The following is a 25523-nucleotide window of genomic DNA, read 5'->3' on the forward strand; positions in this document are numbered from 1 at the left end:
CTAAAACTCACAAATTGGGCAGTTAAAGAGTTCTGCTGTCTGATACAAGAGGATAAATTGAATTGATAGAACTCACCAATAAATATAAAAGCAAAGCGTGAAACCCATTTGAGACAATTTTTGCTTCAAATTCATGACGATAAAGAAGATAACGGCAATCTCTCTGTTTTTTGTTTTTTACTTTTTAGTTTTTTTCGTAGGTTTGCACCCTGATTTTAAGTTTTTAAATCTGGCATGAAATATGTCTGCTATTTTGAATAAAATATGATAGAGAATTTGGTGATAGTAGAGTCCCCGGCAAAAGCCAAAACGATCGAAAAATTTTTAGGAGATGGTTATACCGTAAAATCCAGTTTCGGACACATTCGTGATCTCGAAAAAAAGGATCTGGGAGTTGATATCGAACACAATTTTCAACCTCAATATGAAATCTCCGCTGATAAAAAAGCGATTGTCAAAGAATTGAAGGCTTTGGCCAAAGAAGCGAAGACCGTATGGCTGGCTTCCGATGAGGACCGTGAAGGAGAAGCCATTGCATGGCATTTATTTGAGGTGTTGAAATTAAAACCGGAGAACACCAAGCGAATAGTATTTCATGAGATTACCAAAGATGCGATTCTCCATGCGATTCAAAACCCAAGAAACATTGACAAAAATCTGGTGGATGCCCAACAGGCCCGGCGGGTATTGGACCGTTTGGTCGGATTCGAAATGTCGCCGGTGTTATGGAAAAAGGTAAAGCCTTCACTTTCTGCCGGCCGGGTGCAATCCGTTGCCGTAAAACTGATCGTTGAACGCGAACGCGAAATCAATGCTTTCAAAGAACAACAATATTACCGGGTTTGCGGAACTTTCGAAACCCAGCAACATGCTCAATTAAAAGCCGAAGTACAGACCCGTTTTACCGATAAAGAAACGACACTTACTTATCTGGAAGCCTGTAAAACAGCTATTTTCCATGTGGATAGTGCAGAGACCAAGCCGACGACCCGCAAGCCTGCTCCCCCGTTCACCACTTCCACATTACAACAGGAAGCTTCCAGAAAACTGGGTTTTTCGGTATCCCAGACCATGTCGGTAGCACAAAAGCTTTATGAACACGGGCTTATTACCTATATGCGTACCGACTCGGTCAATCTCTCCGATCTGGCCATCCGGACAGCTAAAGCTGTCATTTGCGAAACATTGGGAGAAAAATATTCCAAACCACGGAATTTCGCGACCAAGACCAAAGGAGCACAAGAAGCCCACGAAGCTATCCGGCCTACCTATATGAACAAAACGGCCATAGAAGGCGACCGGAACGAGCAACAATTATATGAACTGATTTATAAAAGGACTCTGGCTTCGCAAATGGCGGACGCCCAATTGGAAAGGACCAATATGATCATCGGTTTATCCAACCATTCCATCCCCTTTACGGCAACCGGTGAAGTGATTATTTTCGACGGTTTTCTGAAAGTATACATGGAATCACATGACGAAGAAACCGATGATGAACAGGCCGGTCTATTACCTGCTTTAGCTCCGGGAGACCAGTTACAACGTCAGCTCATTACAGCTATAGAACAATACACCCTTCATCCGCCGAGATACACCGAAGCCAGTCTGGTAAAGAAAATGGAAGCTTTGGGTATCGGACGTCCTTCTACCTATGCTCCGACGATCACAACTATACAAAACCGGGGCTACATCATCAAAGAATCCCGGGAAGGCGTCGAGCGTAATATCGAACAGATCGAACTGAAGGGCAACGATATTAAAATCAAACCCAACAAAAAGATATTCGGCGCAGAAAAGAAAAAACTTTTCCCTTCCGATATGGGTATGGTAGTTACTGATTTTCTATCGGAGCATTTCACCAATATCATGGACTATAACTTCACCGCTGAAGCAGAAGAAGCCCTCGACGATATTGCCGAAGGGTCTGTCGAATGGCAAAAGATGATCGGAGAATTCTATCATCCTTTCCATGAAACTGTCGAATCTACCCTCAAAAATTCGGAACGGAATAGCGGGCAAAGAATTCTAGGTACGGATCCGGTAAGCGGCGAGACAGTGAGTGTACGAATCGGCCGGTTCGGTCCGATGGCACAAATCGGGGAAGGAGAGCATGTACGTTATGCAGGCCTTTTAAAAGGACAGCTCATGGAAACCATCACCCTGGAAGAGGCCTTGGGTTTATTCAAATTTCCACGTAAAATCGGCCAGTACGAAGATAAAGACGTCAGTATCGGGATCGGCCGGTTCGGACCTTATATCAAACACAACAATGTGTTCGTATCTTTGAAAAAAGGAGAAGACGATCCGGGGACCATCACTCTCGAGACAGCCATTCAACGCATTGAAGAAAAAAGAGAAAGTGACCGGAATAAACTGATAAAAGTTTTCGATAATGGAGTGCAAATCCTGAACGGCCGCTTCGGACCTTACATTTCTTACAATAAAGCGAACTATAAAATCCCTAAAACATGTAAAGCAGACGAGCTTACATTAGAAAAATGTATGGAATTGATCGAGAAAGAAAGTAGCAAGAAAAAGACAGGCGGAAGCAGCAAAAAAACGCCTGTCCGAAAAGCCCAAACGACCACGAAAAAGAAAAATTAAACCATTTCTTTATTAAAAGGATGTGTGTCAGGAAATAAACCTGAAATAAAGTGAGGAAAAGCGAGCCCGAAAATTTGCACAACAATGCACTTTTATCTATCTTCGTAGCCTCTAAAAATAATGTAAACCGTAAAAAACATTAAATTTTTAATATAAATGGCAACATTACAAACAATCAGAAATCGCGGCGGACTACTTGTTAGTATTGTGATCGGTCTGGCCCTGATAGCATTCATTGTAGGAGATGCATTAAATTCAGGTTCAAGAATTTTCAATAGCCAACGGAATCAGATTGGCGAGATCGCAGGAGAGGGAGTATCTATCATAGATTTCCAAAACCGCGTCAGTAAAAATGAAGAAATGATCAAAGCGATGAACAATGTATCTTCACTGAATGAAGAACAGCAGACCATGTTGCGGGAAAACACCTGGCAGCAAATGATCATGGAACAATTGATGCAAAGAGAATATGATGAAATCGGTATCGATGTCAGTGGTGATGAATTGTACGATGCATTACTCGGCGAAAATATGAGCCCGGCATTACGCCAGCTTTTTACAAATCCGAATACGGGCGAAATCGATTATGCCGGTGCCAGAGATTATGTAAAAAAAGTAATCTCCGCTCCCAATAATATTCCGCAGAAAGCATATTGGCTGAACATGGAAAAAGAAGTTTCCGACAGCCGGAAAATGGCGAAATACAATGCAATTGTCGCCAAAGCGCTGTATATTACGGATGCCCAGGCACAAGAAGCAGCAGCCAACAGTGCTGATAAAGCCGACATCAGTTATATCGTCAAAAACTATTCTACAATTGAAGATTCTACGATCAACGTAAGCAACGGGGAGATCAAAGAATATTACAACAAACATCAGAAGAGCTTCGAACAACCGGAATCGCGGAAAATTGTTTACGTCAACTTTGATATTGAACCTTCCGGAGAAGATTTCTCCGAGACTGAAGGAGCAGTGAACGACCTGGTGAAAGAATTCAAAGAAAGTGCAGACCCACTGGAGTTTGTAAACCTTTCTTCCGAGAAAAAAGCCGACCGGAACTATTTCAAACAAGATGAAATAGCAAACGACAGTATGGCTCAATTCCTTTTTAATAATGAGAAAGCCGTATTCGGTCCTTATCTGGAAAATAACGCCTATAAAATCTCCAGAGTTGCTTCTGTCAAAATGTTGCCTGATTCTGTAAGAGCCCGCCACATTCTGATCGCTCCTCAAAATCAGGATTATGCACAAGCAAAAAATATAGCAGATAGCTTAGCCGATCTGTTAAGAAAAGGAGCTGATTTCGAAGAATTGGCTAAAACTAATTCCATAGACCAAAATTCAGCAGTCAACGGAGGCGATCTGGGTTGGTTTACATCAAGAACGATGGTACAGCCTTTCAGCGATTCTGCCTTCTTCGCTAAGAAAAACGATATCAAGGTAGTCTTGACACAATATGGTGCACATGTGTTGCAGGTAACGGACATGGCTAAACCGGTGAAAAAAATCCAGATTGCAACGGTTGAAAAAGAAGTTTCTCCATCTGCTAAAACCACTAATCAGATTTACAACGATGCACGTACTTTTGCTATTGAAGTATCCAATCTCGACAACTTTAACAAAAAAGTCGAAGAAAGCGGTTTAACCAAACGTATCGCTACCATCGGCAAAAACGATAAAACAATCGCCGGTATGGAGAGTGCCCGTGAAATGATCCGCCAGGCTTATATGGCCGAAGAGGTGGACGAAGTTTTAAAAACAAACGATGGTTCGACCATCTTTGAAAACGGGAACAAATTCACCATCGCCGTACTGACAGAAATCGACGAAGAAGGTATCGCTCCGCTCAATAAGGTTGCCGGTAATATCAAACGGATCCTGATACAGAAGAAGAAAGCCGATTTGTTGAAAAAAGAACTGGCATCGGCTAAGAGCGGTAGTGAAAGTTTACTTTCCATTGCCCAGAAAGCCGGTTTGGAAGTCAAAGAAGCCAACGAAATTTCATTCAATTCTTTCCAAATTCCGGGAGCAGGAATCGAACCTAAAGTAATCGCTGCTTCCAGCATAACCGAACAAGGAAAGATCTCCGAACCGATCGAAGGAAATCAGGGGGTATATCTGATCCTGGTCAACAACCGGACAACCGAAGAGGTAACACCGGATATGGTCGCTCAAAGCAAACAAGCCTTACAACAAAGTAATATGTATCGTGCGAACTATCAGGCTATTCAAGCTATCTTGAAAAATGGCGAAATAATTGACCAGAGATACAAATTCTATTGATAGAAAGCATAAATATGAAAAAAACAGGAGGAGTGAGTACGACTCTTCCTGTTTTTTTTAACCCTATTTTCATGAAAAAAAGGATATTAATTACCGGCGGTGCCGGCTTTATCGGTTCACACCTTTGTAAGCGTCTACTAGATGAAGGAAATGAGGTTCTTTGCCTGGACAATTACTTCACAGGAAATAAAGAAAACATACTTCCTCTTATCCAGCATCCTTATTTTGAAGTCATCCGCCACGATATCATGAATTCCTTCTATGCAGAAGTAGATGAGATTTATAATCTGGCTTGTCCGGCTTCACCCATCCATTATCAGTACGATCCTATCCGAACCATCAACACGTCGGTTATGGGAGCCATCAATATTCTGGGGCTAGCCAATCGGGTAAAGTGTAAGGTCATGCAAGCATCGACCAGTGAGGTATACGGAGATCCGCAAATCCATCCGCAAGCTGAATATTATTGGGGAAATGTAAATCCCATCGGTATCCGTTCCTGTTACGACGAAGGTAAACGCTGTGCAGAGACCATTTTTATGGATTATCACCGGCAATATAAGGTAAAGATCAAGATTATCCGTATCTTCAATACATACGGCCCGAATATGCATCCCCAGGATGGCCGCGTCGTTTCGAACTTTATTGTCCAGGCTCTACAGGATAAAGACCTCACGATCTACGGAAATGGCCGGCAAACCCGTAGTTTCCAATATGTAGACGATCTCATTCGAGGCATGATAAAAATGATGGATACGGGAGATGATTTCACCGGGCCCGTAAACTTGGGAAATCCTTGTGAATTCACAATTTTACAGTTAGCAGAAACTGTGCTGCGGTTGACAAATTCCAAATCGAAGATTGTATTTCAGCCTCTCCCCTCAGACGATCCGACCCAACGTAAACCGGATATCACCCTGGCTCAATCGAAGCTGGACTGGATGCCGGCAATTGAATTAGAAGGCGGATTAAAGGAAACCATCGCCTATTTCAAAAGGATTTTATAAAGAAGAGGAACGGTTTTACAAGCCTGATTCGTGAGCTCCGAAAACCCGGGCAGGTGAAATTTTACAGATTTCTGACCGGCGGAACTTCGTCCCTGAAAACCAGTATAATCAGGCAGGAAGTTTTCTTCATTTATAGAAATTCCGCACAAACATGCCTTTCACCGGTCTTTTCAATATCAAAGCTGCAAAAACGGCATGAATGAAACCTATTCCATAGGCAAATAACTGAATAAAAGCAGCCACAATCGACAAAAACGCGACCTTTATACTTTTATTCAACCGCCAAGAATCGATAAAAAAGACAAATATTAATAAGAGCAAAGGAAGCAGGCAATACCAAGAAAAAAATATCCCTCCCAACAAGCACAACAAACAACCGATAACAAAACAAGCCGGCAGGAAATGCACCAATTTCAAAGAATGGGGGTGTAAAAGGTACAGATTGATCCGGGCCATACCCGAATTATACACCTGCTTGAAAAACTTTCGGAAAGAAGTTCGGCGTTTATGAAAAACATAGGCCTCGGGCAACAGACAGGTTTTAAATCCGGCAGCCATGATGCGGATACTCATATCGATATCCTCCCCAAAACGCAGACCGGAGAATCCCCCGGTAGCTTTCAGCACCTCCTGGGAAAAACCCATGTTAAAACTCCGGGGATGAAATTTTTCCATCGACTGTTTTTGTCCCCGTATACCTCCCGTAGTAAAAAAGGAGGTCATCGAATAATTAATGGCTTTTTGTATATTCGTAAAAGAATCGTGTGCCCGGTCGGGTCCTCCGAAAGCATCTACACCGGCCTCCTGGCAAGCTTGCCGTACCACCTGAGTATATTGCCGGGGAATAATACAATCCGAATCGAGAAAGACCACATATTTCCCTTCGGCTCTTTCGGCACCATAATTCCGGCTCAGGCCAGGTCCGCTATTTTCTTTAAAAAAATACTTGATATCGATAGCAGACTTATACTGCTCCACGATCCGGTCACAACGTACTGTCGAACCATCTTCGACAATAATGATTTCAAAATCACGGCTATCCTGAGCCGCCAGACTTTCCAACAATTCCTGAACCTCTTGCGGACGATTATATACGGGTACGATCAATGACAAATAAGGCATAAATCCAATTCCTAATTTTTCCAAAGGTAAAGAATATTTTTTCATTTGGAAAATCAGGATTGTAAAGACAAAGAAATATGATATGTATTATTATTATTTTAACTTTGCTACGTCAATATAGAATCGACCCAATGTCTGAATTGAAAAAAGTTTTAATTGTTACTTATTATTGGCCACCAGCTGGAGGACCGGCTATACAGAGGACTCTGAAATTCGTAAAATACATGAGGTTTTTCGGTTGGGAACCTGTTATATTAACTGTTGAAAACGGGGAATATCCGGCTATCGATCCTTCACTGATCCAAGAAATTCCGGATAACATACAGGTATATAAAACAAAAGCTTTCCAACCCTTCCAACTTTACCGGATGTTAACCGGTAAAAAAGGAAATACACATAATAATGCCAATGTTTTTGGCCAAAAGGATAAAACTTTCGTTGAACGTTTAGCCAAATGGATACGCCTGAATTTATTCATTCCCGATGCCCGGATCGGATGGTATGCCTATGCAGTTAAAGCAGCAAAAAAAATCATCGAACAAGAGCACATCGATTTGATTTATTCTTCTTCTCCTCCACACAGTTTACAGCTTATAGCACAAAAAATAGCTAAACAGAATAAGATTAAATGGGTTGCAGATTTCAGGGATCCCTGGTCTGAATTGGTTCATTATCAATCTTACAAACGTACCTGGTTGACAAGAAAAATCGACAGTCATTTTGAAAAATCGGTTTTCCGTTCTGCCGACCGACTTGTTGCTGCGGCCAACGACTACGCGACATGTATCAAAACACATGTCGACCGGAAAATCGAAGTCATCTATAACGGTTATGATCCGAGTGATTTCCCAAAGCCAAAGTCCAAGAACACAGAGGATTTCCTGATCACTTACACGGGGGAACTATCCGAGGACAGAATACCCCATGCTTTATTACGTGCTCTCAGCCGCTTAGAAGATTCCAATATAAAATTACAATTTATCGGGAATACATGCCCGGAATTGAAACAGGAAATACAGCAGCTGAACCTGGGCAACAAAGTGATACTCAAACCTTATATGCCTCATATTGCTTCTATTGCAGAATTGCAACAATCCGATCTTTTGTTATTAGTGATCAATCAGGTCGCTAATGGCAAAGGTATTGTCCCCGGTAAAATTTTTGAATATTTAGGAACCCGTAAACCGATTCTTTGCTTAGGGGATCCCACAGGAGAAGCCGGTGAAATTATCAAAACCACGAATTCCGGGTTTTGTATCGCTCACCACAATGAAGAAGAAATTTTCATTTTATTGTCACGTCTTTCCTCAGGTGTTTTACCTAGCTTGAGCTTTCAAATCGAGCAATTCGAACGAAAAAATGAAACCGGACAATTATGTGATATTTTCAATACGTTAGTAAATAAGCCATCCTGAACATATTTTTCATCAATAGAGTAATCGAACAAAAATAGAAATTATGCAGAAGTCAGTATTGTTTATGGGTCTAGGATATATCGGTCTCCCGACAGCAGCACTCGTCGCCGATGCAGGCCTACAAGTGACCGGAGTCGATATCAATGAAAATGTGGTCAATAATATCAATAACTGTGCAATCAGCAATCAGGAGCCAGGTTTACAGGAAATTGTAGAGAAAAATATCCGGAACGGCCGTTTAAAAGCTTCTCTCACTCCCAGTCCGAGTGATGTGTTTCTGATCGTAGTTCCGACCCCGTTCAATGAACATCATCAGCCTGACATATCCTATGTCACTGCCGCAACACGTCAGATTATCCCTTACTTAAAGAAAGGAGACCTATATATTCTCGAATCGACCTCTCCCGTCGGTACCACTCAAAAAATGGCACAACTGATTTTCAGTGAACGTCCGGAGTTAGAAGATCAGATCTTTATCGCCTATTGTCCGGAACGCATTCTGCCCGGCAACGCTCTGTACGAACTCAAATACAATGACCGGGTCATCGGTGGTTATACGCCGGAATCGACCCGGCAGGCTATGGCGTTCTATTCCCATTTTGTCAGCGGCTCCTTACATTCCACTAATTCCCCTACAGCAGAAATGTGTAAGTTAGTGGAAAATTCCTCCCGGGATGTACAGATTGCTTTTGCAAACGAGCTCTCTATTATATGCGACAAAGCAGGGATTAATGTATGGGAATTGATCCAACTGGCCAACAAACATCCTCGTGTCAATATTCTTCAACCTGGCGCCGGAGTAGGTGGTCACTGTATTGCAGTCGATCCTTATTTCATCACCTCCGATTTTCCTTTAGAGTCGCAATTGATCGGAAAAGCCCGGGAAATTAATAATTACAAAGCATTCTGGTGTGCAGAAAAAATTAAAAATACGATTCTTACTTACCAGCTTGAAAATAAAAGAAAGCCGAAAATAGCTTTGATGGGACTTGCTTTCAAGGCAGATATCGATGATTTACGGGAAAGTCCGGCAAAATATATCGCAGAAAAAATAGTGTCTGAATTTCCCGAAGCCTGTCTGATTGTCGAACCTAATATTTCGCAACACCCACAATTTCAATTGTCGGAAACCGGATACGCTTACCGACAGGCCGATATTATCGCTTTTCTGGTTGCTCATAAAGAGTTTAAAACACTTCCTTATGACAACAGTAAGCTTATCCTTGATTTCTGTGGAATATTCAAAAAATAAATTGGATGAAAAAAATCTTATTCATTTTCGGAACGCGTCCTGAAGCGATAAAGATGGCGCCATTAATCAAAGAAACCGGGCAAAGCCGTTCGCTCGGAATCGAAATCTGTGTAACAGGGCAACACCGGGAAATGTTAGATCAGGTTTTAAAACTTTTCGATATATGTCCTGATTACGATTTGAATATCATGCAACCGGGCCAGGATTTATATGATATTACGAGTAGAATTCTTATAAATTTACGGGATGTATTGCAGCAGTCCAAGCCGGATCTGGTATTAGTACACGGAGATACGACAACCTCTATGGCTGCCGCTCTGGCTGCTTTTTATCAACAGATTCCTGTCGGCCACATCGAAGCGGGCCTTCGGACACATCAGCCTTATAATCCCTGGCCGGAAGAAATGAACCGGCAGATCACCGGCCGGATTGCCGACTGGCATTTTGCCCCGACACAGAAAGCCCAGGCAAATCTATTGGCAGAAAACTGTCGGCCCGATCACATCTTTGTCACCGGCAATACGGTTATCGATGCCCTATTGTGGATTAACCGAAAAATAGAACAGGACAAAACCACACAAGAAAGTTTAAGGGAACAATTCAACAAGCTGGAGATTCCATCAGAAAAATTAGAAAACTGGAAACAACAAAAAAGAAGATTAGTACTCATTACAGGGCACAGACGTGAAAACTTCGGTGAGGGTTTCATGCATATCTGTCAAGCGATCAAACAGCTGGCCAGCCAATATCCTGAAGTAGATTTCGTCTACCCTGTGCATTTGAACCCGAATGTACGCCAGCCAGTGACTGAAATACTGGGTAATTCTCATTCCACCCCCAATATTTACCTGATTCCCCCTTTAGAATATCTGCCCTTTGTCTTCCTGATGGGAATCGCTTATTTTTTATTGACCGATAGTGGAGGTATACAGGAAGAAGCTCCCGGTTTAGGAAAACCGGTACTCGTTATGCGTGAAACGACAGAACGCCCTGAAGCCTTGGAAGCAGGTACAGCCAAACTCACAGGAACCCGTTCCGAAGAGATTATCCGGCTAACCTCTTCTCTGTTGGACAATCCTGAGGAATACACCTGCATGAGCCAAGCCGTAAACCCTTACGGAGACGGTAAGGCAGCCAGGTATATCACCGGTATTCTGGAACAGATTTTATAAATTCTAATCCCTATGCCCGGAATGAAACAACTCATTTTTTTCACTGAAAGTTTTCCATACGGAAAAGGAGAAAGCTTTATAGAAAATGAAATCGAATATTTATCACGGGAATTCGACCGGATTTACATTCTGCCCAAAACCAGTTCCACCCAGGAGCAACGTTCTCTACCTGCAAATTGTATCGTTTTCCCTCCGATATTCCGAAGTTCGGGGGAACTTGTATTCAAAGGATTATTTTGTTTCAGTCCACTCTTTTATTTTTTCAAAAAATTGATATCGGAAAAAGCCTATACTTCTCTGTATAAATTCAAAAAGTATATCGCTACCGCCATTACCTGCCGGTGTATCCTTGCCGATAAAAACTTCAAACGGCTAAACCGGCAGTCCACGGAAAGTACTGTCTATTTTTATTGGGGCATCGGTATGGCCTACATCCTGCCTTTCATCCACAATAAAGACAAAAAAATAGTCCGTTTTCACAGAACTGATTTATATGCGGATTTACGTCCACATCAATATATCCCTTTCAGAAAGGAAGTATTCGAAAGCCTGAATAAGGCTGTTTTCATCTCCAAACAAGGTTTGGAATATGCGAAAAAGAATTTTGGACAATATAAATTCAGTGCCTATTGCAGTTATTTAGGTACTAAAGACCATGGGATTTCCAAAATAAAAAACGAGGATGGAGTTATTCATATCCTCAGTTGTTCTAATGTTGTCCCGGTAAAACGGGTTTCTTTGATCCTAAAATCCTTACTTTTGATTCCTGACCGTCCTATTCAATGGACACACATCGGAGGAGGAAAAGGATTCAATGCTTTACAACAACAGCTCCAACAACTACCAGCCAATCTGACCGTAAACCTGACAGGAGCTATTACAAATCGGGAAGTGATCGGACATTATCTTCACCATCCAGTAGATATATTTGTCAATGTCAGTGCCAGTGAAGGTCTTCCCGTCAGTATTATGGAAGCCATTTCATTCAATATCCCTGTTATAGCGACTAATGTAGGAGGAACAAACGAAATCGTGACTTCCGAATCAGGAGTATTACTTGATCCTCACTTTTCCGCTCAGGAATTGGCCGACCAGATTGTCCGGGTATATGAACATAAAGACCGTTTCCATCCTCGCCGGTTATGGGAAGAAAAATTTAACGCGGGAAAAAATTATCCCCGATTTATCAGTCAGATATTGAATGATTAACAGGCTATTCAGGCTTTTAACTTTTGCATCTTAACCTTTCTTTTGTATCGTATATATGGACGTAGAACGAAGAGGGCTACATAACGGCAACAGACCGGAAAAACAGCCCATGACCATATTTTATATTTAAAAGGTAAGGATAATTTCATGGAGATATACTTTTCCTTATCTCTACAATACCAGCTTAACAACATTTTGAAATCCTCAGCATTCCCAAGCAACAATACATCCCATAAGAATTTAATATACCGTTCTCTTATTGATATTTTCAAACACTCCAGGTAATACTCCGACTCAGCATGCTGAATCTCTATCCAATTATATATTCGTTTCAATACATCGAGAATCTGATTCATAACAGATAAAGGTAAAACCATCAGGTCTTGATAAGATAAAGAGTTTTTTCTCAAAACATAATAAGACAAATATTCCGGAACATAAGTAATCCGTTGATTAGTAGCTCTAAATAATAATTTGACAAAGAACTCTAAATCTTCCATGTAGTGACATCCTTCTGTAAAAGTAATATGCTCAGCGGAAAGAAATTTACGATCGATGAGCCAACAGTCTGTAGAAACCCGAAACGAACCGACCCTCAACTTCTCCTTCAATACGTCTACCGCTCCAAAATGGCCGGGATACCTCGTGATGGTATCCCCTCTTTTTTCAATATAACCACAAAAACAGGCTAATTCCCCTCCAGCCACTAATTTATGATACATCAACTCGAGAAAACGTCTATCCCAAAGATCGTCACTATCCAAAAAAGACACGAAATCACCGGTAGCCTTTTGAAGTCCTAGATTCCGGGCCGAAGATACTCCTCCATTCTCTTTATAAAAATACTTTATTCGCGCATCTTTGCATTGGTAATCTTTAATAATCTCACGTGTACGATCCGTACTTCCGTCATCGATCAAGATCAATTCAAAATCAGAATAGGTTTGATTCAAAACACTTTCGATTGTCTGCGCCAGATAATCAGCAGCATTATATGCAGGTATAATAATTGAAATCATATCACTCATCTTGAGAGGCTAAAGTTATAAATAAATTTTCCCATTTCTTCATAACCGATGGCAAAGCAAAACGAATAATATTCCGGCGGGCTTCATTTCCCACTTTCTGCCTCAGTGAAGAATCTGCCATTAACTGGCTCAATCGCTTTACAAATTCGTTCTCATCGCCTTCCTCTATCAAGAAACCATCCTGCCGGTCCTGAATAATATCCCGGGGACCACATTTACAGGTATAAGCCACTACAGGTAATCCACATGCCATCGCTTCATGTAATACCATAGGAAAACCTTCATGCCGGGATGTCAACACATAAACCGAACTACCTAAATATTCCCGAATGATTTCTGCCCGTGGTGGACATATTTCTACCGATTTTAACTTCAATAACCCAATTTGCCGTTCCAAAGTATCTTGTAATTCCCCGGAGCCGATAATAGTTAATTTCCAATCCGGAAAATAAGGTTCTATTTCAGCCCAAATAGCGATTAAACGATCAAATCCTTTTTGTGCTGACAGACGTCCCACTGCAATAACTCTGGGAATAGACAAATCGGCAGATTCCTTAGGATAAAAAGTCAATGCATTCGGTATAACCACGATATTATCCTTTCTTCCCCAATCTTTTCGGTCTTCTTCCGTCAAAACCACCAGACGATCATAGTATTTTATCTTGTTTAAAAATCTTTTAATCTTATATCGGTTAATTATTCCTTTGACATTTTGATAACTAAAATAAGAAAAATGACATTCCAGTATTTTTTTACTTCCATCTTTCAATCGATACAACCATTCCCGCTCTCGTCCGGTCATCATGGAAATCGTAATATCAGGCTTTTCTTTCAATAATATTTCCTCTAACCGCCTTTGATGGCGTTTCGTATAAATTATTCTGCGTATCTTATTCCAAAAAATATTTTTTCCCCTACATGCTGCATAATCGATATCCAAATCATAAAACCGGATTTTATCCGAAAAATCAAAAGCCAAGGGTAGATTTTTTTGTTCATAGGTTATAATCACAACTTCCATTCCGGTCAATCCGGCCAAATAATTTGCTTTAATTGCCAGTATACGCTCCATACCAGCCATTCGAATTATATTTGGAATATTGTAAATTATTTTCATATAAATATAATTTTAAAATAGGCGAAAATAACCGAACTTTCTCTCAAATGCAAATGCCTTTGTTGTATTTAAACTCACAATATTATCCGTACCTTTGTCAAAATCTATATAAACAGGTATATGACACCCAAAGTAAGTATCATCGTCCCCATTTATAATGCCGGCAAATTCCTGGAAAAATGCCTGGATACACTTGTTAATCAAACATTAAAGGATATCGAAATCATTTTGGTTCTAGACTGTCCCACCGACGGTAGCGACCGGATCGCCCGGGAGTATGCCGAAAAAGATCCACGCATCCGGCTGATAATCAACGAACAAAATCTGAATATCGGTTTAAGCCGCAATGAAGGACTTAAAATCGCCCGGGGAGAATACATCGGTTTTTCGGACCACGATGACTGGAGGGAATTGGATATGTACGAAAAATTATACCAAAAGGCCAGGGAAGATCAGGCCGATATTGCCATCTCCAATTTCGACAGCATTTATCCGGATCGGATCATTCCTCATCCATATTACCCTGACTGTCCTAACCAAGAACAATTGAAACAAGAAATCTTCTCCCACCTCATCGGTGACTGGAAAAAGGAGCAGGAGTGGAGACCTTTTACCCATTGGGGGTATATGTGGCACATCCTCTACAAAAGAGAAATCTTGGAAAACCACAACATATGGTTTTCAGATAACAGAGAAATCACATACGAAGACCTGCTTTTTTTGATTCAGGTCTTTCATGCAGCCAACCGAATCACTTGTATTCCCCTGATACTCTATCATCATGTTTTTCACCAAAAAAACCAGGCAAGCAGTTATATCTACAATTCAACCCGACTGGTGATCAACCATTTAATGTACTTGGATCACTTCCTCACTACCCATCACCTCAGAGATGAACACCTATGGGACTATTTCTTTTCAACTTTACATGTTTTATGGCGTACCCTGAAAAATGAAATACATCACAAATCCTGTTATCAGGCTTTTATCCAATTAGTTACCATACGCAAAAATCCAACCATACGGCAATTGGTCCGGGAGGTCCCCTTTTCGGTCCGGATGGCCCGAAAATTGAAAATCCAAAAAACCGCTTTATGGCTTTTACTTCGGCTCTAACGACTATTTAAGAATCAAATCATTCCGGCAATTTCATATACCAAATAATTCTTTATCTTTGTTTGTTCATTATTCAAAAGTACAGTCATGACAAAAATCAATTTCAGATCTTGTTTGCCTTACGCCATTGCGCTTATTATATTTATCCTGATCGCTTATATTTATGCTTCACCTGTTTTGGAAGGGAAAATCATCAATCAAGCGGATATTTCCTCTTACCAGGGAGCTGCAAAAGAAAGAGACGATTATAAAAAACAGACAGGAGAAGAATCTTTCTGGACCAATTCGATGTTCAGTGGCATGCCGACAACCATGATCGGAGCTCATTACAAAGGAAACTATCTTGAAACTATCTACAATCATTTATTTTGGGGTCCACGCCCTGCTTCTTATCTGATCTTGACTTTTGTCAGTTTCTTTTTGCTGTTGCTTGCGATGGGAATCAATGTCCGGCTCTCTATTGTCGGAGCTTTGGCCTTCGGTTTATGTGCCTATAACTTTCAAATCCTGCAAGTGGGGCACAATTCGAAAATGGTAGCTATCGCTCTTATGCCGATGGTATTAGCCGGAGTGGTCTATGCTTATCGTAAAAAAGCATTTTTAGGGGCGGTTCTTTTCGGATTTGCCCTGTCTTTTGAAATTGCAGCCAACCATCCCCAAATCACTTTTTATCTGGGTATGATCATTCTGGCTTATGTTATCGCTCAATTGGTCTCTGCTATTAAAAACAAGACTTTACCTGCTTTCATCAAAACATCTTGTTTTGTGTTGTTGGCCACGATATTGGCAGCAGGTACGAACGTCAACCGACTTTGGCCCAACTGGGAATACAGTAAATACACGATGCGGGGCGGTTCTGAATTACAAATGGCTCATGCCCAAGGGAATCAGACCCAGGGTGGATTGAATAAAGAATATGCAACAGCCTGGAGTTACGGTATAGAAGAAACGCCGAATCTGCTTATTCCTAATTTTAACGGAGGAGCTTCAGCCAGTGAACTCAGTAAAAAATCCAAAACATATGAAATCTTAAAACAAGGAGGGGTTCCGAATGCTGAACAAGTCATCAAACAAATGCCGACCTATTGGGGACCTCAAGCCTTTACTGCCGGCCCGATGTATATGGGAGCGATTTCGGTGTTTTTGTTCGTATTGGGTTTAGTTGTTCTCCAAGGCACAACCAAATGGTGGATCGCCGGGATATCACTGTTAGCCTTACTATTGGGATGGGGAAAACATTTTATGTGGCTCTCCAGCTTGTTTTTCGATTACGTACCTCTATATAACAAATTCCGGGTACCTTCTATGATTCTAACCATCCTGCAGTTAACTATTCCTCTGTTGGGATTTTATAGTCTTCATCAGATTTTCTCGGATAAAATCGAGAAGAAAAGAGTCATTAAAGGACTGAAACTAGCCTTGGGGATTACAGGTGGTTTTTGTTTGTTATTCGCTCTTCTTCCAAGCCTTGCCGGTAGTTTTACTTCCCCGGCAGACAGCCAATTCCCGGATTGGCTACAACAAGCCCTACCCGAAGATCGCCAAAGTATGCTACGAAGTGATGCCTTCCGTTCATTACTTTTTATTCTGGCAGGTGCAGCTACCATTTGGGCCGGTTATATGAAAAAAATAAAATTATCCTCGTCCATAACCCTTCTCGGACTACTTATCATCTTAGATATGTGGAGTGTAGACAAACGGTATCTAAATAACGACCATTTCGTTACACCACGTGAATTTACTAACAATTTTAATTTACGGCCTGTCGATAAAGAGATATTGAAAGATACCGATATCCATTACCGGGTTTTGGATTTGGCCGTAAATACTTTTAACGACTCACATTCCAGTTTTTATCATAAAACAATCGGAGGATATAGTGCTGCTAAACTACAGCGTTATCAGGATATAATCGATTATCATCTGGTTCCTGAAATTCAGTCTTTAGCCAATGATTTGCAAAGAGGACAAACACGGGCAGATATAGATTCGAGCTTACAAAAGCTATCTGTCATCAACATGCTAAATACCAAATATATCATTCTATCAGCCAACAGCACACCGATCGAAAACACCGCCAGATCAGGAAATGCTTGGTTTGTCGAAAATTATCAACTCGTCGACACTCCTGATGAAGAAATTTTAAGCCTGAAAGCTATCGATCCTGAAAAGACAGCTATTATCGGCCGCGATTTTGCCCAGGCTGTAGCAGGTAAGAACATCCGGTTCGATTCAACCGCAACGATTCAACTGACTTCCTACGCTCCTAATAAACTGACTTATAAAACAAAAGCCTCCCAGGAACAACTGGCTGTATTCAGTGAAGTATATTATCCCGAAGGCTGGCAAGCTTACATCGACGACCAACCCGGTGAACTATTCCGTACCGATTATATTTTACGAGGCCTGTCTGTTCCGGCAGGGGAACATACTATTACTTTAGTGTATAATCCAAGATCTGCTTATCAGGGAGCTCTGATCTCACAAATCAGTTCCATTTTATTAATTTTAGCTCTTCTGGGAAGTATTATCGGGTATATCAGAAAAAATCGGAAGTGTTCCTCGGATCAGGCCTAACAAAGTATTTTCACCATTTACCGTAAAAAAAGTAATGGAAATTCATATCACCAAAAAAGATGTTTTGTGGGGATACATTGCCCAATTCTTTAACATCGGAGCAGGAATACTTTTACTCCCGGTGATATTAAAACTTCTCCCGGCAGATATATTGGGAGTCTGGTACATTTTCCTGACTATTTCGAGTCTGGTACAAATGATCGACTTCGGTTTTCAGCCGACTTTTACCCGAAATGTCGCCTATGTATTCAGTGGTGCTGTAAAACTTCAGGCCAAAGGTCTGGATAAAGGCCAAACTCATCTGGATCATCCCAACTACCCGCTTCTCAAAAACATGATTTCTGTAATGAAACGTTTTTACGGAGGTATTTCGCTTTTGGTCATTTTTCTCCTCCTGACTGCAGGTAGTTGGTATATCGATGATCGAACAGACCACATCGCAGCTAATGAAGAAATCATGATTTCATGGTTTATATACACCACTTCCACCGTTTTAAATCTTTATTATTCCTATTATAATGCATTACTAGTGGGTAGAGGCCTTGTAAAAGAAAACAACCAACTCATCATTATCACCCGTTCCACCTATCTCGTTTTAGCCGCCTTGGGTCTGATTGCAGGCTATGGCTTAATTGCAGTAGCCACAGCCAACTTTCTATCTATTATTATCAATCGGTTGGTGGCGATTCATTTTTTCTACCGAAACGGTCTCCGCAAAATCCTCCGGAATACCCAAGCAACAAAAGAAAAATTATTACCTATTTTATGGGTAAATGCCAAAAAAAATGGATTAAGCAGTTTGGGTGGATATTTTGTCCAAAAAGGCAATTTGCTTTTCATATCTATGTTTTTATCTTTGGAAACGGTTGCCAGTTATGGTCTAACCGTTAATCTTATAAATATTCTGTCAGGGGTATCCCCACTTTATTTAGGCACTCATATTCCTGAAATCTACAAGGATAGGATCGACAATAACCTCCCGGATATCCGCAGAATATTCGGAGAAGGTATTTTTGTATTCTACCTTCTATATATCCTCGGAGCCTTATGCCTGGTCCTATTAGGTCCCTGGGCTTTGGAACTATTTCACAGTAAAACCCAACTTTTACCTCCAGGTCCTCTTTTACTGATGTTGTTTGTACAATTTTTAGAATCCAACCATGGTATGGCAGCCACTTTAATTACTACCCGTAATGAAGTTCCTTACCTGAAAGCTGCCTTGATTTCCGGCTTTTTTATCGCCCTGTTTTCCCTGACTTCTCTCTATTATACCGATTGGGGAATCTGCGGTGTCGTTGCTTTGACCGGTTTGGTACAAATCAGCTACAATAACTGGAAATGGCCTCTGATGGTCAGCCAGGAATTGGAAAAAAGTTATCCGCAATTAGTGAAGATCGGGTTCCTTTCTTTACGGACCTGGTTAAAACAATATCTGGTAAAGAAAGGAATCCGGTACTAGAAGACATATCCGAACCCGAAGTTCAGATAAACATTATACATCTTGAAGCTGATACTTTCAAAATCACCGGGAAAAATAGAATTCAACCCCCAGGTCAGATCTGCATAAACACTCAAATGTTTATATGCCCGCCATTCAGCTCCGGCATCCAATCCCCACTGAAATTTACGCAAGTCGCCCGAAAAATCGTAAGTTGCTTCTGTGACATTCGCTTTGGTACCGGTCGGATCTCCTTCACGGATATATCCGTCATAGGCTACTCCGGAAAAATCTCCGTTAGTCAGAATAGAGATGTACGGGCCGAATTTCAAATCCCAACGGGGTGACACTTTATAAATAACCTGAAAAGGCAGGGTGATATATGAATTTTTTACATTCGTCTTTACATTTCCTGTCCAATTGCCTTCGACATGTCCCAGCACTTCCCCATCATACGAATCCATCACCATGTAATAATTTTTCACCCTGGCATCGGTTTTCATCCCTTTGTTCTCGAGGCGGATTCCGAACAGCCCTCCCCATTTCCGGTTCCGGTCGAACCATTTAATGATATTTCCTTCGATAGCAAGCTGAGCACCCGGCCGGTAACTATTGATTTCCCGGATTTCTGCCGGCAAGGGTAATGGAGAAGTTCCTCCGATATTGACACCTGCTTTAATCCGATACTCCAATCCTTTCAAGGTAGAGCGAACCAAAGCACCCGGTTTCTTATTTTCAGCAAAAACAGCTCCTGTTACCAGTAAAAAAACAATCAGGTATATACTCTTTATCGTTTTCATTGTCTCAATTCTTATTTTTCACAAACGATCTCTACTTTATCGATACACAAGGTACTCCCTACAGAACCGGCAAAATATGCCCCATATTTGCTGGAAGTGAAAACTACTGCCAGATTATACTCGTAATTTTTCATTTTTTCTTCGCTGAAAGACAGATAAGGAGCCGTTCCATCATCCGACGGATCCCGCTGGTCCTGGATGAATTTCGGCCAATCGATCGGTATGCGCGATCCGTAGTGAAAATCGACATGAAATGCAGTAAACTCATCTTTCTTTTCTACCTCTACCCGGGCCAAAGCAACGATATTCTCACTGGTCAGCACATTGTTTCCGTCCAATGCTTTTCCATCGAGTTCTGCCGCTTCATATAAAACAGCATAAATATCTCCCTCATCTTCCTGCCCGGGAATCGTGACAGTATTTCCATTTTTATCTTTCGCCTTGAAAGGTTGGGTACCGGGAGTGTACTTGTAATATCCCTTGAGTTGCAGCGGTTTTTTCCCGAAAGGCAATCCGAAACGAGTGGCTTTCAACGGTTTTTGTACGGCATTATTTACATCGAAACTGCCCAGGAATAAGTTTCCTGCCGCAATGGGCATTTTAACCGTCTCTCCGAACTGTCCTGTGCTCTTCGTCTCCAACTTGATGGCTCTGCTTCCATCTATTCCATTTTCGATAGAAACCGTAGGGTATTCCTGCGGATTCCGGCCGACACCTGTCAAGGCAAACCCTGAATTTCCGGAAGCCCAAATATATTGTTTAAACAGGGCTGTTCCTTGTGTTTCCTCGAAAAACACCTGATATTTCCCCGTTTCATTCAGTTCATAGTGTTCAAAATCATATCGAAGCGGCAAATCGAATGTATCGATGATCACCGAATATTCTTTATGCCAATTTCCGTCCTCGGAGGTTACGGTAAATTTCTGGGGATGCGAATAGTCCATCACTCGGGCCGGATCGGGCGAAATGTTTGCCCCTTCCGTCAAGGTCACCTCTAAAGCCAGTTTTGTCAGGTCGATACTCGGATTAGCCTGGGCCAGCACCTGAGCATTGTTGATGATAATATTTCCTTTAATATTTGTTTCCGGTGATCCCTTTGCATTTAAAATCTTACATGCCGTAATATCTGCTTCTGCATTTAAAGGCTCGCTTTGAATACAAGCTCCCAATCCTCCGACCATCAACAGATACAAAAAACATTTTTTCATACTTCTCTTGCTTTAATTTCAATAAATCAGGCTACAAAGGTAGAATAAATTAGTCAAAGTCCATACAGCCGGTACAATTTATCGAGTATCCCGGCCTATAACAAGCTATTCTTTTTTATCCAAAATGGTCGTCATTGCATCAATTCCGGAGTCGTATCTACCCATTTATATAATTTATCACCACGCCGGATTTTTCCAGGCACCTGAACCGAAAACAATATTCCTTTTTCCACCTTTTCCACTGGCTGTAAATCGACCCTTATCTCAGGTACTTTCATTTGAATCGTTCCGGTTGTAGGACCTTGTATCAATATTTCGTCCCCAACTTTCAAGTCGAAAGATTCCAGTTTAAACTCTGCGACCTGCAAATTGGTAAAATAATTGGTCACTTTGCCAAGCAGAATTTTCTTTTTTGTCGCTTTCGAACCATATACCTCGCTCCATTCCCCTAAGCGTTGCCCCAAATAATATCCATTCCAGAATCCACGGTTGAAGACTGTCGCCAAGCGTTTTTTCCAAATCCGGATCTTATCCGCTGAATAGGTATCGTCGAGATAAGCATTTATCGCTTCGTTATAACACTCACAAACCGTACGTACATATTCGGCGGAACGGGCACGCCCCTCGATCTTGAAAACCCGCACACCGGCGTCGATCATTTTATTGATAAAACCAATTGTGCAAAGGTCTTTGGGCGACATGATGTATTCATTTTCAATATCGAGTTCGACTTCATTTTCGCGATCTTTGACCGTATAGGCTCTCCGGCAAATCTGATTACAGGCTCCCCGGTTAGCAGAAGCGTTTTTCTCGTGCAAACTCAAATAACATTTCCCTGAAACAGCCATACAAAGAGCCCCATGAGCAAACATTTCAATTTTGATCAGCCCTCCATTCGGTCCCCGTAAATCCTCCCCGACGATGCGACGATGGATTTCCATGACTTGCTCCAATACCACTTCGCGGGCCAAAACGATCACATCGGCATATTGGGCGAAGAAACGAACTACTTCGAAATTAGTGACATTACACTGAGTACTGATATGCACTTCGACTCCTACAGAACGTGCATACAAAATAGCGGCCAAATCGGATGCAATGATAGCAGTGACTCCGGCTTCACCGGCACAATCGATCACTTGCCGCATTTTCTCTAACTCTTGATTATAAATTACGGTATTGACAGTCAGATAGGTTTTCACCCCTTTCTCCGAACAAACCGATACGATATTTTTCAAATCCTCCAGCGTGAAATTTGCTGACGAACGTGCCCGCATATTTAATCCTTCCACACCGAAATAAACCGAATCCGCACCTCCCTGCAAAGCAGCATATAAAGATTCATAAGAACCTACAGGCGCCATCACTTCAAAATCTTTTCTGGTCATAACCTCATCCATTTGAAATACAAAGGTAAAATAAATAAATCGCAAAATTTATCCCGGATTTTTATTTTTGGCACAAACAAATCTATACCCCAAAAGTATAACTACAAAACCGACTTATTTCCCGCAAAATGAAAACTCAGACCAAAGTCCCTTCACTGATACAAGCAATTCTTCCATTGATTGTTCTGATCGCCCTACTCTCGTTTAATGTCAGTTATTTCGACGATCCTTTGGGGGGCTCTAATCAAATAGCCTTAATCATCGCAGCAAGTATCTGTAGCATCCTGGCCCTTTTCAATCATGTCAGCTGGCATGAAATCCAACGAAAAATATTGCAGACCATTAATTCGGCTATGACGGCGATACTTATTCTGTTATTGATCGGTTCGCTAAGTGGTTCCTGGATGCTGAGCGGAGTCATTCCAGCTATGATTTACTATGGAGTAGATATCATGCACCCGTCCTACTTCCTGGTGGCCTCTGTCGTCCTTTGTGCTATTGTATCTCTGGCAACAGGCAGTTCCTGGTCGACGATCGCCACTGTAGGTGTAGCTATCGTGGGAGTCGGTAATGCTTTCGGACTTCATCAGGGGCTTGTAGCAGGTGCCGTCATCTCAGGAGCCTATTTCGGCGATAAAATGTCCCCGCTCTCAGACACGACAAACCTGGCTCCTACAATTGCAGGAACGGATCTTTTCACTCATATCCGCTACATGGTATACACCACTTTCCCAACTTTAATTCTCACGTTGATCATATTCGGAATCATCGGCCTATATCAATTAAATACAGATACTGCCATAGATACCGGCTTTATAAAAAAGGGCCTGGAAAGTAGTTTCCACATTACTCCCTGGTTATTATCGGTCCCTGTTTTACTCATTATTATTATTATTATAAAAAAAGTTCCCCCCATACCTGCCATGCTGGGTGGAGTTGTTCTCGGAGTTATTTTCGCCCTCATTTTTCAACCTGATCTCCTCGATCAGCTGATCGCTCAAGAAAAGTTCCACAACACCTATCAGTTGATCATCCAAGCTGTCGGAAGTAGAATGACACTGAGCACAGGGGTATCCGAAGTCGACGAATTGTTGACAACAGGAGGAATGGAAGGTATGCTCGATACAGTTTGGCTAATTATTGCAGCTCTTACTTTCGGAGGAGTGATGGAAGCCAGCGGATCCTTAAAAAGAGTGGGTGAAGCTTTTATGCATTTTATTTATAACGACACTTCGCTGGTCAGCACGACCATACTGACTTGTATCTTCTTCAATATCACAGCCTGCGATCAATATCTTTCTATAGTCGTACCCGGTAAAATGATGCAAAAAATTTACGAACAAAGAGGCTTGAAACCCGAAGTCCTCAGTCGGGCTCTGGAAGATTCTGCGACAGTCACTTCCGTATTGGTCCCCTGGAATACTTGTGGAGCTACCCAATCACGGGTACTCGGCGTACCTACGATCGAATACCTCCCTTATTGTTTCTTTAATTTAATTTCCCCGCTGATGAATATTTTCATCACGATCATCCATTATAAAATACGAAGAATTAAAGTAAAAGCATAAGTAAATGACCGATAAATAATGATTTCTTTGAAAATAGAATCAAAACCTAAGTTTATTTTGTTACTTATTCCTCTTCGGTGATCGGAATTGGCGACCCGGTCTGACGACACAGAACCCGAAATCGGAATAGAAAGAAAAAATCATACCTAGAATTATTTTGTTACTTATTCGTCTTCGGTGTTCGTGTTTGGAGACCCGGTCGCTTCTGTCGGTCGTCTACCTTTTTCTTTCACTGACCGGCGGAACTCCTCACTACGTTCGTCAGACACCACCGGTCGGGCGTTCAGAAAAAGCAAGACGACACTCGACAGAGCTCCAATGGTCTCTAAACACGAACACCTCCGACTTACGTTATCACTGAATTGCAGACTAATCTTGATTTGAGAAATACCATTCTCCCCGAAAATAAGCCGAACAGTCCGGTTTCCTATGGCTGTAAATTTCCGCTTGTATTTTCTTTGCCGGTTAGCTCTAACGTTAGATGCAGGGTTTTATACCGGAGGACCATTGGAGCAGGAACGAGTGTCCGGTTAGGTTTTCCGAACGCCCGACCGGTGGTGTCTGACGAACGGAGTGAGGAGTTCCGCCGGTCAGTGAAGGAAAGCCTTAACGGACCGTTCCAGGCGAACCGGTCTGACGGTATAAAGCCCGGAATCGGAATAGAAAGAAAAAAAATTAAACCTACCATTCTTTAGTGATAACGGTTATACAAGCCACAATGGTTAGACCAGACTTCCGTAACTATTTATAAACTAATTTTATTTTAGAATTATATTTTACAACTAAAAAATTAGTTATACATTTGTCTGTAAAAAGAAATTCAATAAAAACAACTATGAAAGAATTAACAAGAGCAGAAGAACAAATTATGCAAGTGCTTTGGGATTTAGGAAAAGGTTTTGTGAAAGATATTATAGATAAACTTCCGGAGCCCAGGCCAGCTTACAACACAGTCTCTACCATCGTTCGGATTTTGCAGGATAAAGGATTTGTCGGTCACGAAACTTTTGGGAAAAGTCATTGTTATTATCCTTTGGTAGCCAAAGATACTTATACCAAAAAATTTTTAAAGAATTTCATCGGTAACTATTTTGGAAATTCATTCAGCCAAATGGTTTCTTTTTTTGCCAAAGAGGAAAACATTGATTTGAAGGAATTGGAAGAAATTCTAAAACGTGCAGACGAAGCACGACGATCAGAAAACTAACTCTTTAAA

At 41.4% G+C, this 25523-nt stretch carries 18 protein-coding genes; 12 read left to right on the forward strand and 6 right to left on the reverse strand.

Annotation, left to right across the window (positions count from 1 at the left end):
- The first annotated feature begins 264 nt into the window (after positions 1-264).
- The 3 genes from topA (at position 265) to WS42_RS00615 (ending at position 5897) form a co-directional block, all read left to right on the forward strand.
- The gene (topA, locus tag WS42_RS00605) at positions 265-2607 is read left to right on the forward strand and encodes a type I DNA topoisomerase (RefSeq protein ID WP_022160764.1); all 2343 of its coding nucleotides are present in this window, start codon (positions 265-267) and stop codon (positions 2605-2607) included.
- A gap of 156 nt (positions 2608-2763) precedes the next feature.
- Complete coding sequence (locus WS42_RS00610) at positions 2764-4890, forward strand: peptidylprolyl isomerase (protein ID WP_022160763.1); 2127 nt, start codon at positions 2764-2766, stop codon at positions 4888-4890.
- Positions 4891-4961: 71 nt separating this feature from the next.
- On the forward strand, positions 4962-5897 hold the full coding sequence (locus WS42_RS00615) for a UDP-glucuronic acid decarboxylase family protein (protein ID WP_046450645.1): 936 nt from the start codon (positions 4962-4964) through the stop codon (positions 5895-5897).
- Between the two features lie 126 nt (positions 5898-6023).
- Here the strand turns inward: WS42_RS00615 and WS42_RS00620 are convergent, their stop codons facing one another.
- Positions 6024-7064: a glycosyltransferase gene (locus WS42_RS00620; RefSeq protein ID WP_022160760.1), complete on the reverse strand. Its 1041-nt coding sequence runs from the start codon at positions 7062-7064 to the stop codon at positions 6024-6026.
- Between the two features lie 179 nt (positions 7065-7243).
- Between WS42_RS00620 and WS42_RS00625 the strand changes: the two genes are divergently transcribed.
- Genes WS42_RS00625 through WS42_RS00640 form a run of 4 tightly spaced genes read left to right on the forward strand, consistent with a single transcriptional unit; the run spans position 7244 to position 12067 of the window.
- Positions 7244-8434 (forward strand): glycosyltransferase, encoded by a 1191-nt coding sequence (locus tag WS42_RS00625; protein ID WP_046450636.1) that lies wholly within the window; start codon positions 7244-7246, stop codon positions 8432-8434.
- Positions 8435-8477: 43 nt separating this feature from the next.
- Positions 8478-9686, forward strand: a complete 1209-nt coding sequence (gene wecC, locus WS42_RS00630; protein WP_022160758.1) for a UDP-N-acetyl-D-mannosamine dehydrogenase — start codon at positions 8478-8480, stop codon at positions 9684-9686.
- A 5-nt stretch (positions 9687-9691) separates the two neighbouring features.
- On the forward strand, positions 9692-10858 hold the full coding sequence (gene wecB / locus WS42_RS00635; RefSeq protein ID WP_022160757.1) for a non-hydrolyzing UDP-N-acetylglucosamine 2-epimerase: 1167 nt from the start codon (positions 9692-9694) through the stop codon (positions 10856-10858).
- A gap of 12 nt (positions 10859-10870) precedes the next feature.
- On the forward strand, positions 10871-12067 hold the full coding sequence (locus tag WS42_RS00640; RefSeq protein WP_022160756.1) for a glycosyltransferase: 1197 nt from the start codon (positions 10871-10873) through the stop codon (positions 12065-12067).
- Between the two features lie 8 nt (positions 12068-12075).
- Here WS42_RS00640 and WS42_RS15190 read toward each other — a convergent pair whose 3' ends face one another.
- Positions 12076-13086 carry a glycosyltransferase family 2 protein gene (locus WS42_RS15190; RefSeq protein WP_162609972.1) on the reverse strand — a complete coding sequence of 337 codons (1011 nt, stop codon included), beginning with the start codon at positions 13084-13086 and terminating at the stop codon, positions 12076-12078.
- Between the two features lies 1 nt (position 13087).
- A complete protein-coding gene (locus WS42_RS00650; protein WP_162609973.1) occupies positions 13088-14176 on the reverse strand; it encodes a glycosyltransferase family 4 protein in 1089 nt (362 codons plus the stop codon).
- A gap of 156 nt (positions 14177-14332) precedes the next feature.
- Between WS42_RS00650 and WS42_RS00655 the strand changes: the two genes are divergently transcribed.
- From WS42_RS00655 to wzx, 3 genes are all read left to right on the forward strand, one after another.
- A complete protein-coding gene (locus tag WS42_RS00655) occupies positions 14333-15328 on the forward strand; it encodes a glycosyltransferase (protein ID WP_022160753.1) in 996 nt (331 codons plus the stop codon).
- Between the two features lie 87 nt (positions 15329-15415).
- Positions 15416-17905: a YfhO family protein gene (locus WS42_RS00660; RefSeq protein WP_013612681.1), complete on the forward strand. Its 2490-nt coding sequence runs from the start codon at positions 15416-15418 to the stop codon at positions 17903-17905.
- A gap of 34 nt (positions 17906-17939) precedes the next feature.
- Complete coding sequence (gene wzx, locus WS42_RS00665; protein WP_022160752.1) at positions 17940-19364, forward strand: O-unit flippase-like protein; 1425 nt, start codon at positions 17940-17942, stop codon at positions 19362-19364.
- On the opposite strand, the gene WS42_RS00670 is transcribed toward wzx, so the two are convergent.
- From WS42_RS00670 to WS42_RS00680, 3 genes are all read right to left on the reverse strand, one after another.
- The gene (locus WS42_RS00670; protein WP_013612683.1) at positions 19361-20143 is read right to left on the reverse strand and encodes a porin family protein; all 783 of its coding nucleotides are present in this window, start codon (positions 20141-20143) and stop codon (positions 19361-19363) included. The genes wzx and WS42_RS00670 overlap by 4 nt on opposite strands.
- Before the next feature lie 11 nt (positions 20144-20154).
- Positions 20155-21351, reverse strand: coding sequence for a PCMD domain-containing protein (locus tag WS42_RS00675; protein ID WP_022160751.1), 1197 nt, complete (start codon positions 21349-21351; stop codon positions 20155-20157).
- Positions 21352-21482: 131 nt separating this feature from the next.
- Positions 21483-22739 (reverse strand): peptidase U32 family protein, encoded by a 1257-nt coding sequence (locus WS42_RS00680; protein ID WP_013612685.1) that lies wholly within the window; start codon positions 22737-22739, stop codon positions 21483-21485.
- Between the two features lie 128 nt (positions 22740-22867).
- Here WS42_RS00680 and nhaC point away from each other — a divergent pair, with 128 nt between their 5' ends.
- Both nhaC and WS42_RS00690 read left to right on the forward strand, forming a co-directional pair.
- Positions 22868-24307 carry a Na+/H+ antiporter NhaC gene (gene nhaC / locus WS42_RS00685; protein ID WP_022160749.1) on the forward strand — a complete coding sequence of 480 codons (1440 nt, stop codon included), beginning with the start codon at positions 22868-22870 and terminating at the stop codon, positions 24305-24307.
- An 835-nt stretch (positions 24308-25142) separates the two neighbouring features.
- Positions 25143-25514 (forward strand): BlaI/MecI/CopY family transcriptional regulator, encoded by a 372-nt coding sequence (locus WS42_RS00690; RefSeq protein ID WP_013612687.1) that lies wholly within the window; start codon positions 25143-25145, stop codon positions 25512-25514.
- The last annotated feature ends 9 nt before the right edge of the window (positions 25515-25523 follow it).

Origin of the sequence: Odoribacter sp. N54.MGS-14 (genome assembly GCF_000980295.1) — a bacterium.
Lineage (GTDB): Bacteria > Bacteroidota > Bacteroidia > Bacteroidales > Marinifilaceae > Odoribacter > Odoribacter splanchnicus.

Coding starts and splice junctions, on each gene's coding strand:
- topA (WP_022160764.1), top strand. CDS start 265: ATGATAGAGAATTTGGTGATAGTAGAGTCCCCGGCAAAAGCCAAAACG.
- WS42_RS00610 (WP_022160763.1), top strand. CDS start 2,764: ATGGCAACATTACAAACAATCAGAAATCGCGGCGGACTACTTGTTAGT.
- WS42_RS00615 (WP_046450645.1), top strand. CDS start 4,962: ATGAAAAAAAGGATATTAATTACCGGCGGTGCCGGCTTTATCGGTTCA.
- WS42_RS00620 (WP_022160760.1), bottom strand. CDS start 7,064: ATGAAAAAATATTCTTTACCTTTGGAAAAATTAGGAATTGGATTTATG.
- WS42_RS00625 (WP_046450636.1), top strand. CDS start 7,244: ATGAGGTTTTTCGGTTGGGAACCTGTTATATTAACTGTTGAAAACGGG.
- wecC (WP_022160758.1), top strand. CDS start 8,478: ATGCAGAAGTCAGTATTGTTTATGGGTCTAGGATATATCGGTCTCCCG.
- wecB (WP_022160757.1), top strand. CDS start 9,692: ATGAAAAAAATCTTATTCATTTTCGGAACGCGTCCTGAAGCGATAAAG.
- WS42_RS00640 (WP_022160756.1), top strand. CDS start 10,871: ATGCCCGGAATGAAACAACTCATTTTTTTCACTGAAAGTTTTCCATAC.
- WS42_RS15190 (WP_162609972.1), bottom strand. CDS start 13,086: ATGATTTCAATTATTATACCTGCATATAATGCTGCTGATTATCTGGCG.
- WS42_RS00650 (WP_162609973.1), bottom strand. CDS start 14,176: ATGGCTGGTATGGAGCGTATACTGGCAATTAAAGCAAATTATTTGGCC.
- WS42_RS00655 (WP_022160753.1), top strand. CDS start 14,333: ATGACACCCAAAGTAAGTATCATCGTCCCCATTTATAATGCCGGCAAA.
- WS42_RS00660 (WP_013612681.1), top strand. CDS start 15,416: ATGACAAAAATCAATTTCAGATCTTGTTTGCCTTACGCCATTGCGCTT.
- wzx (WP_022160752.1), top strand. CDS start 17,940: ATGGAAATTCATATCACCAAAAAAGATGTTTTGTGGGGATACATTGCC.
- WS42_RS00670 (WP_013612683.1), bottom strand. CDS start 20,143: ATGAAAACGATAAAGAGTATATACCTGATTGTTTTTTTACTGGTAACA.
- WS42_RS00675 (WP_022160751.1), bottom strand. CDS start 21,351: ATGAAAAAATGTTTTTTGTATCTGTTGATGGTCGGAGGATTGGGAGCT.
- WS42_RS00680 (WP_013612685.1), bottom strand. CDS start 22,739: ATGACCAGAAAAGATTTTGAAGTGATGGCGCCTGTAGGTTCTTATGAA.
- nhaC (WP_022160749.1), top strand. CDS start 22,868: ATGAAAACTCAGACCAAAGTCCCTTCACTGATACAAGCAATTCTTCCA.
- WS42_RS00690 (WP_013612687.1), top strand. CDS start 25,143: ATGAAAGAATTAACAAGAGCAGAAGAACAAATTATGCAAGTGCTTTGG.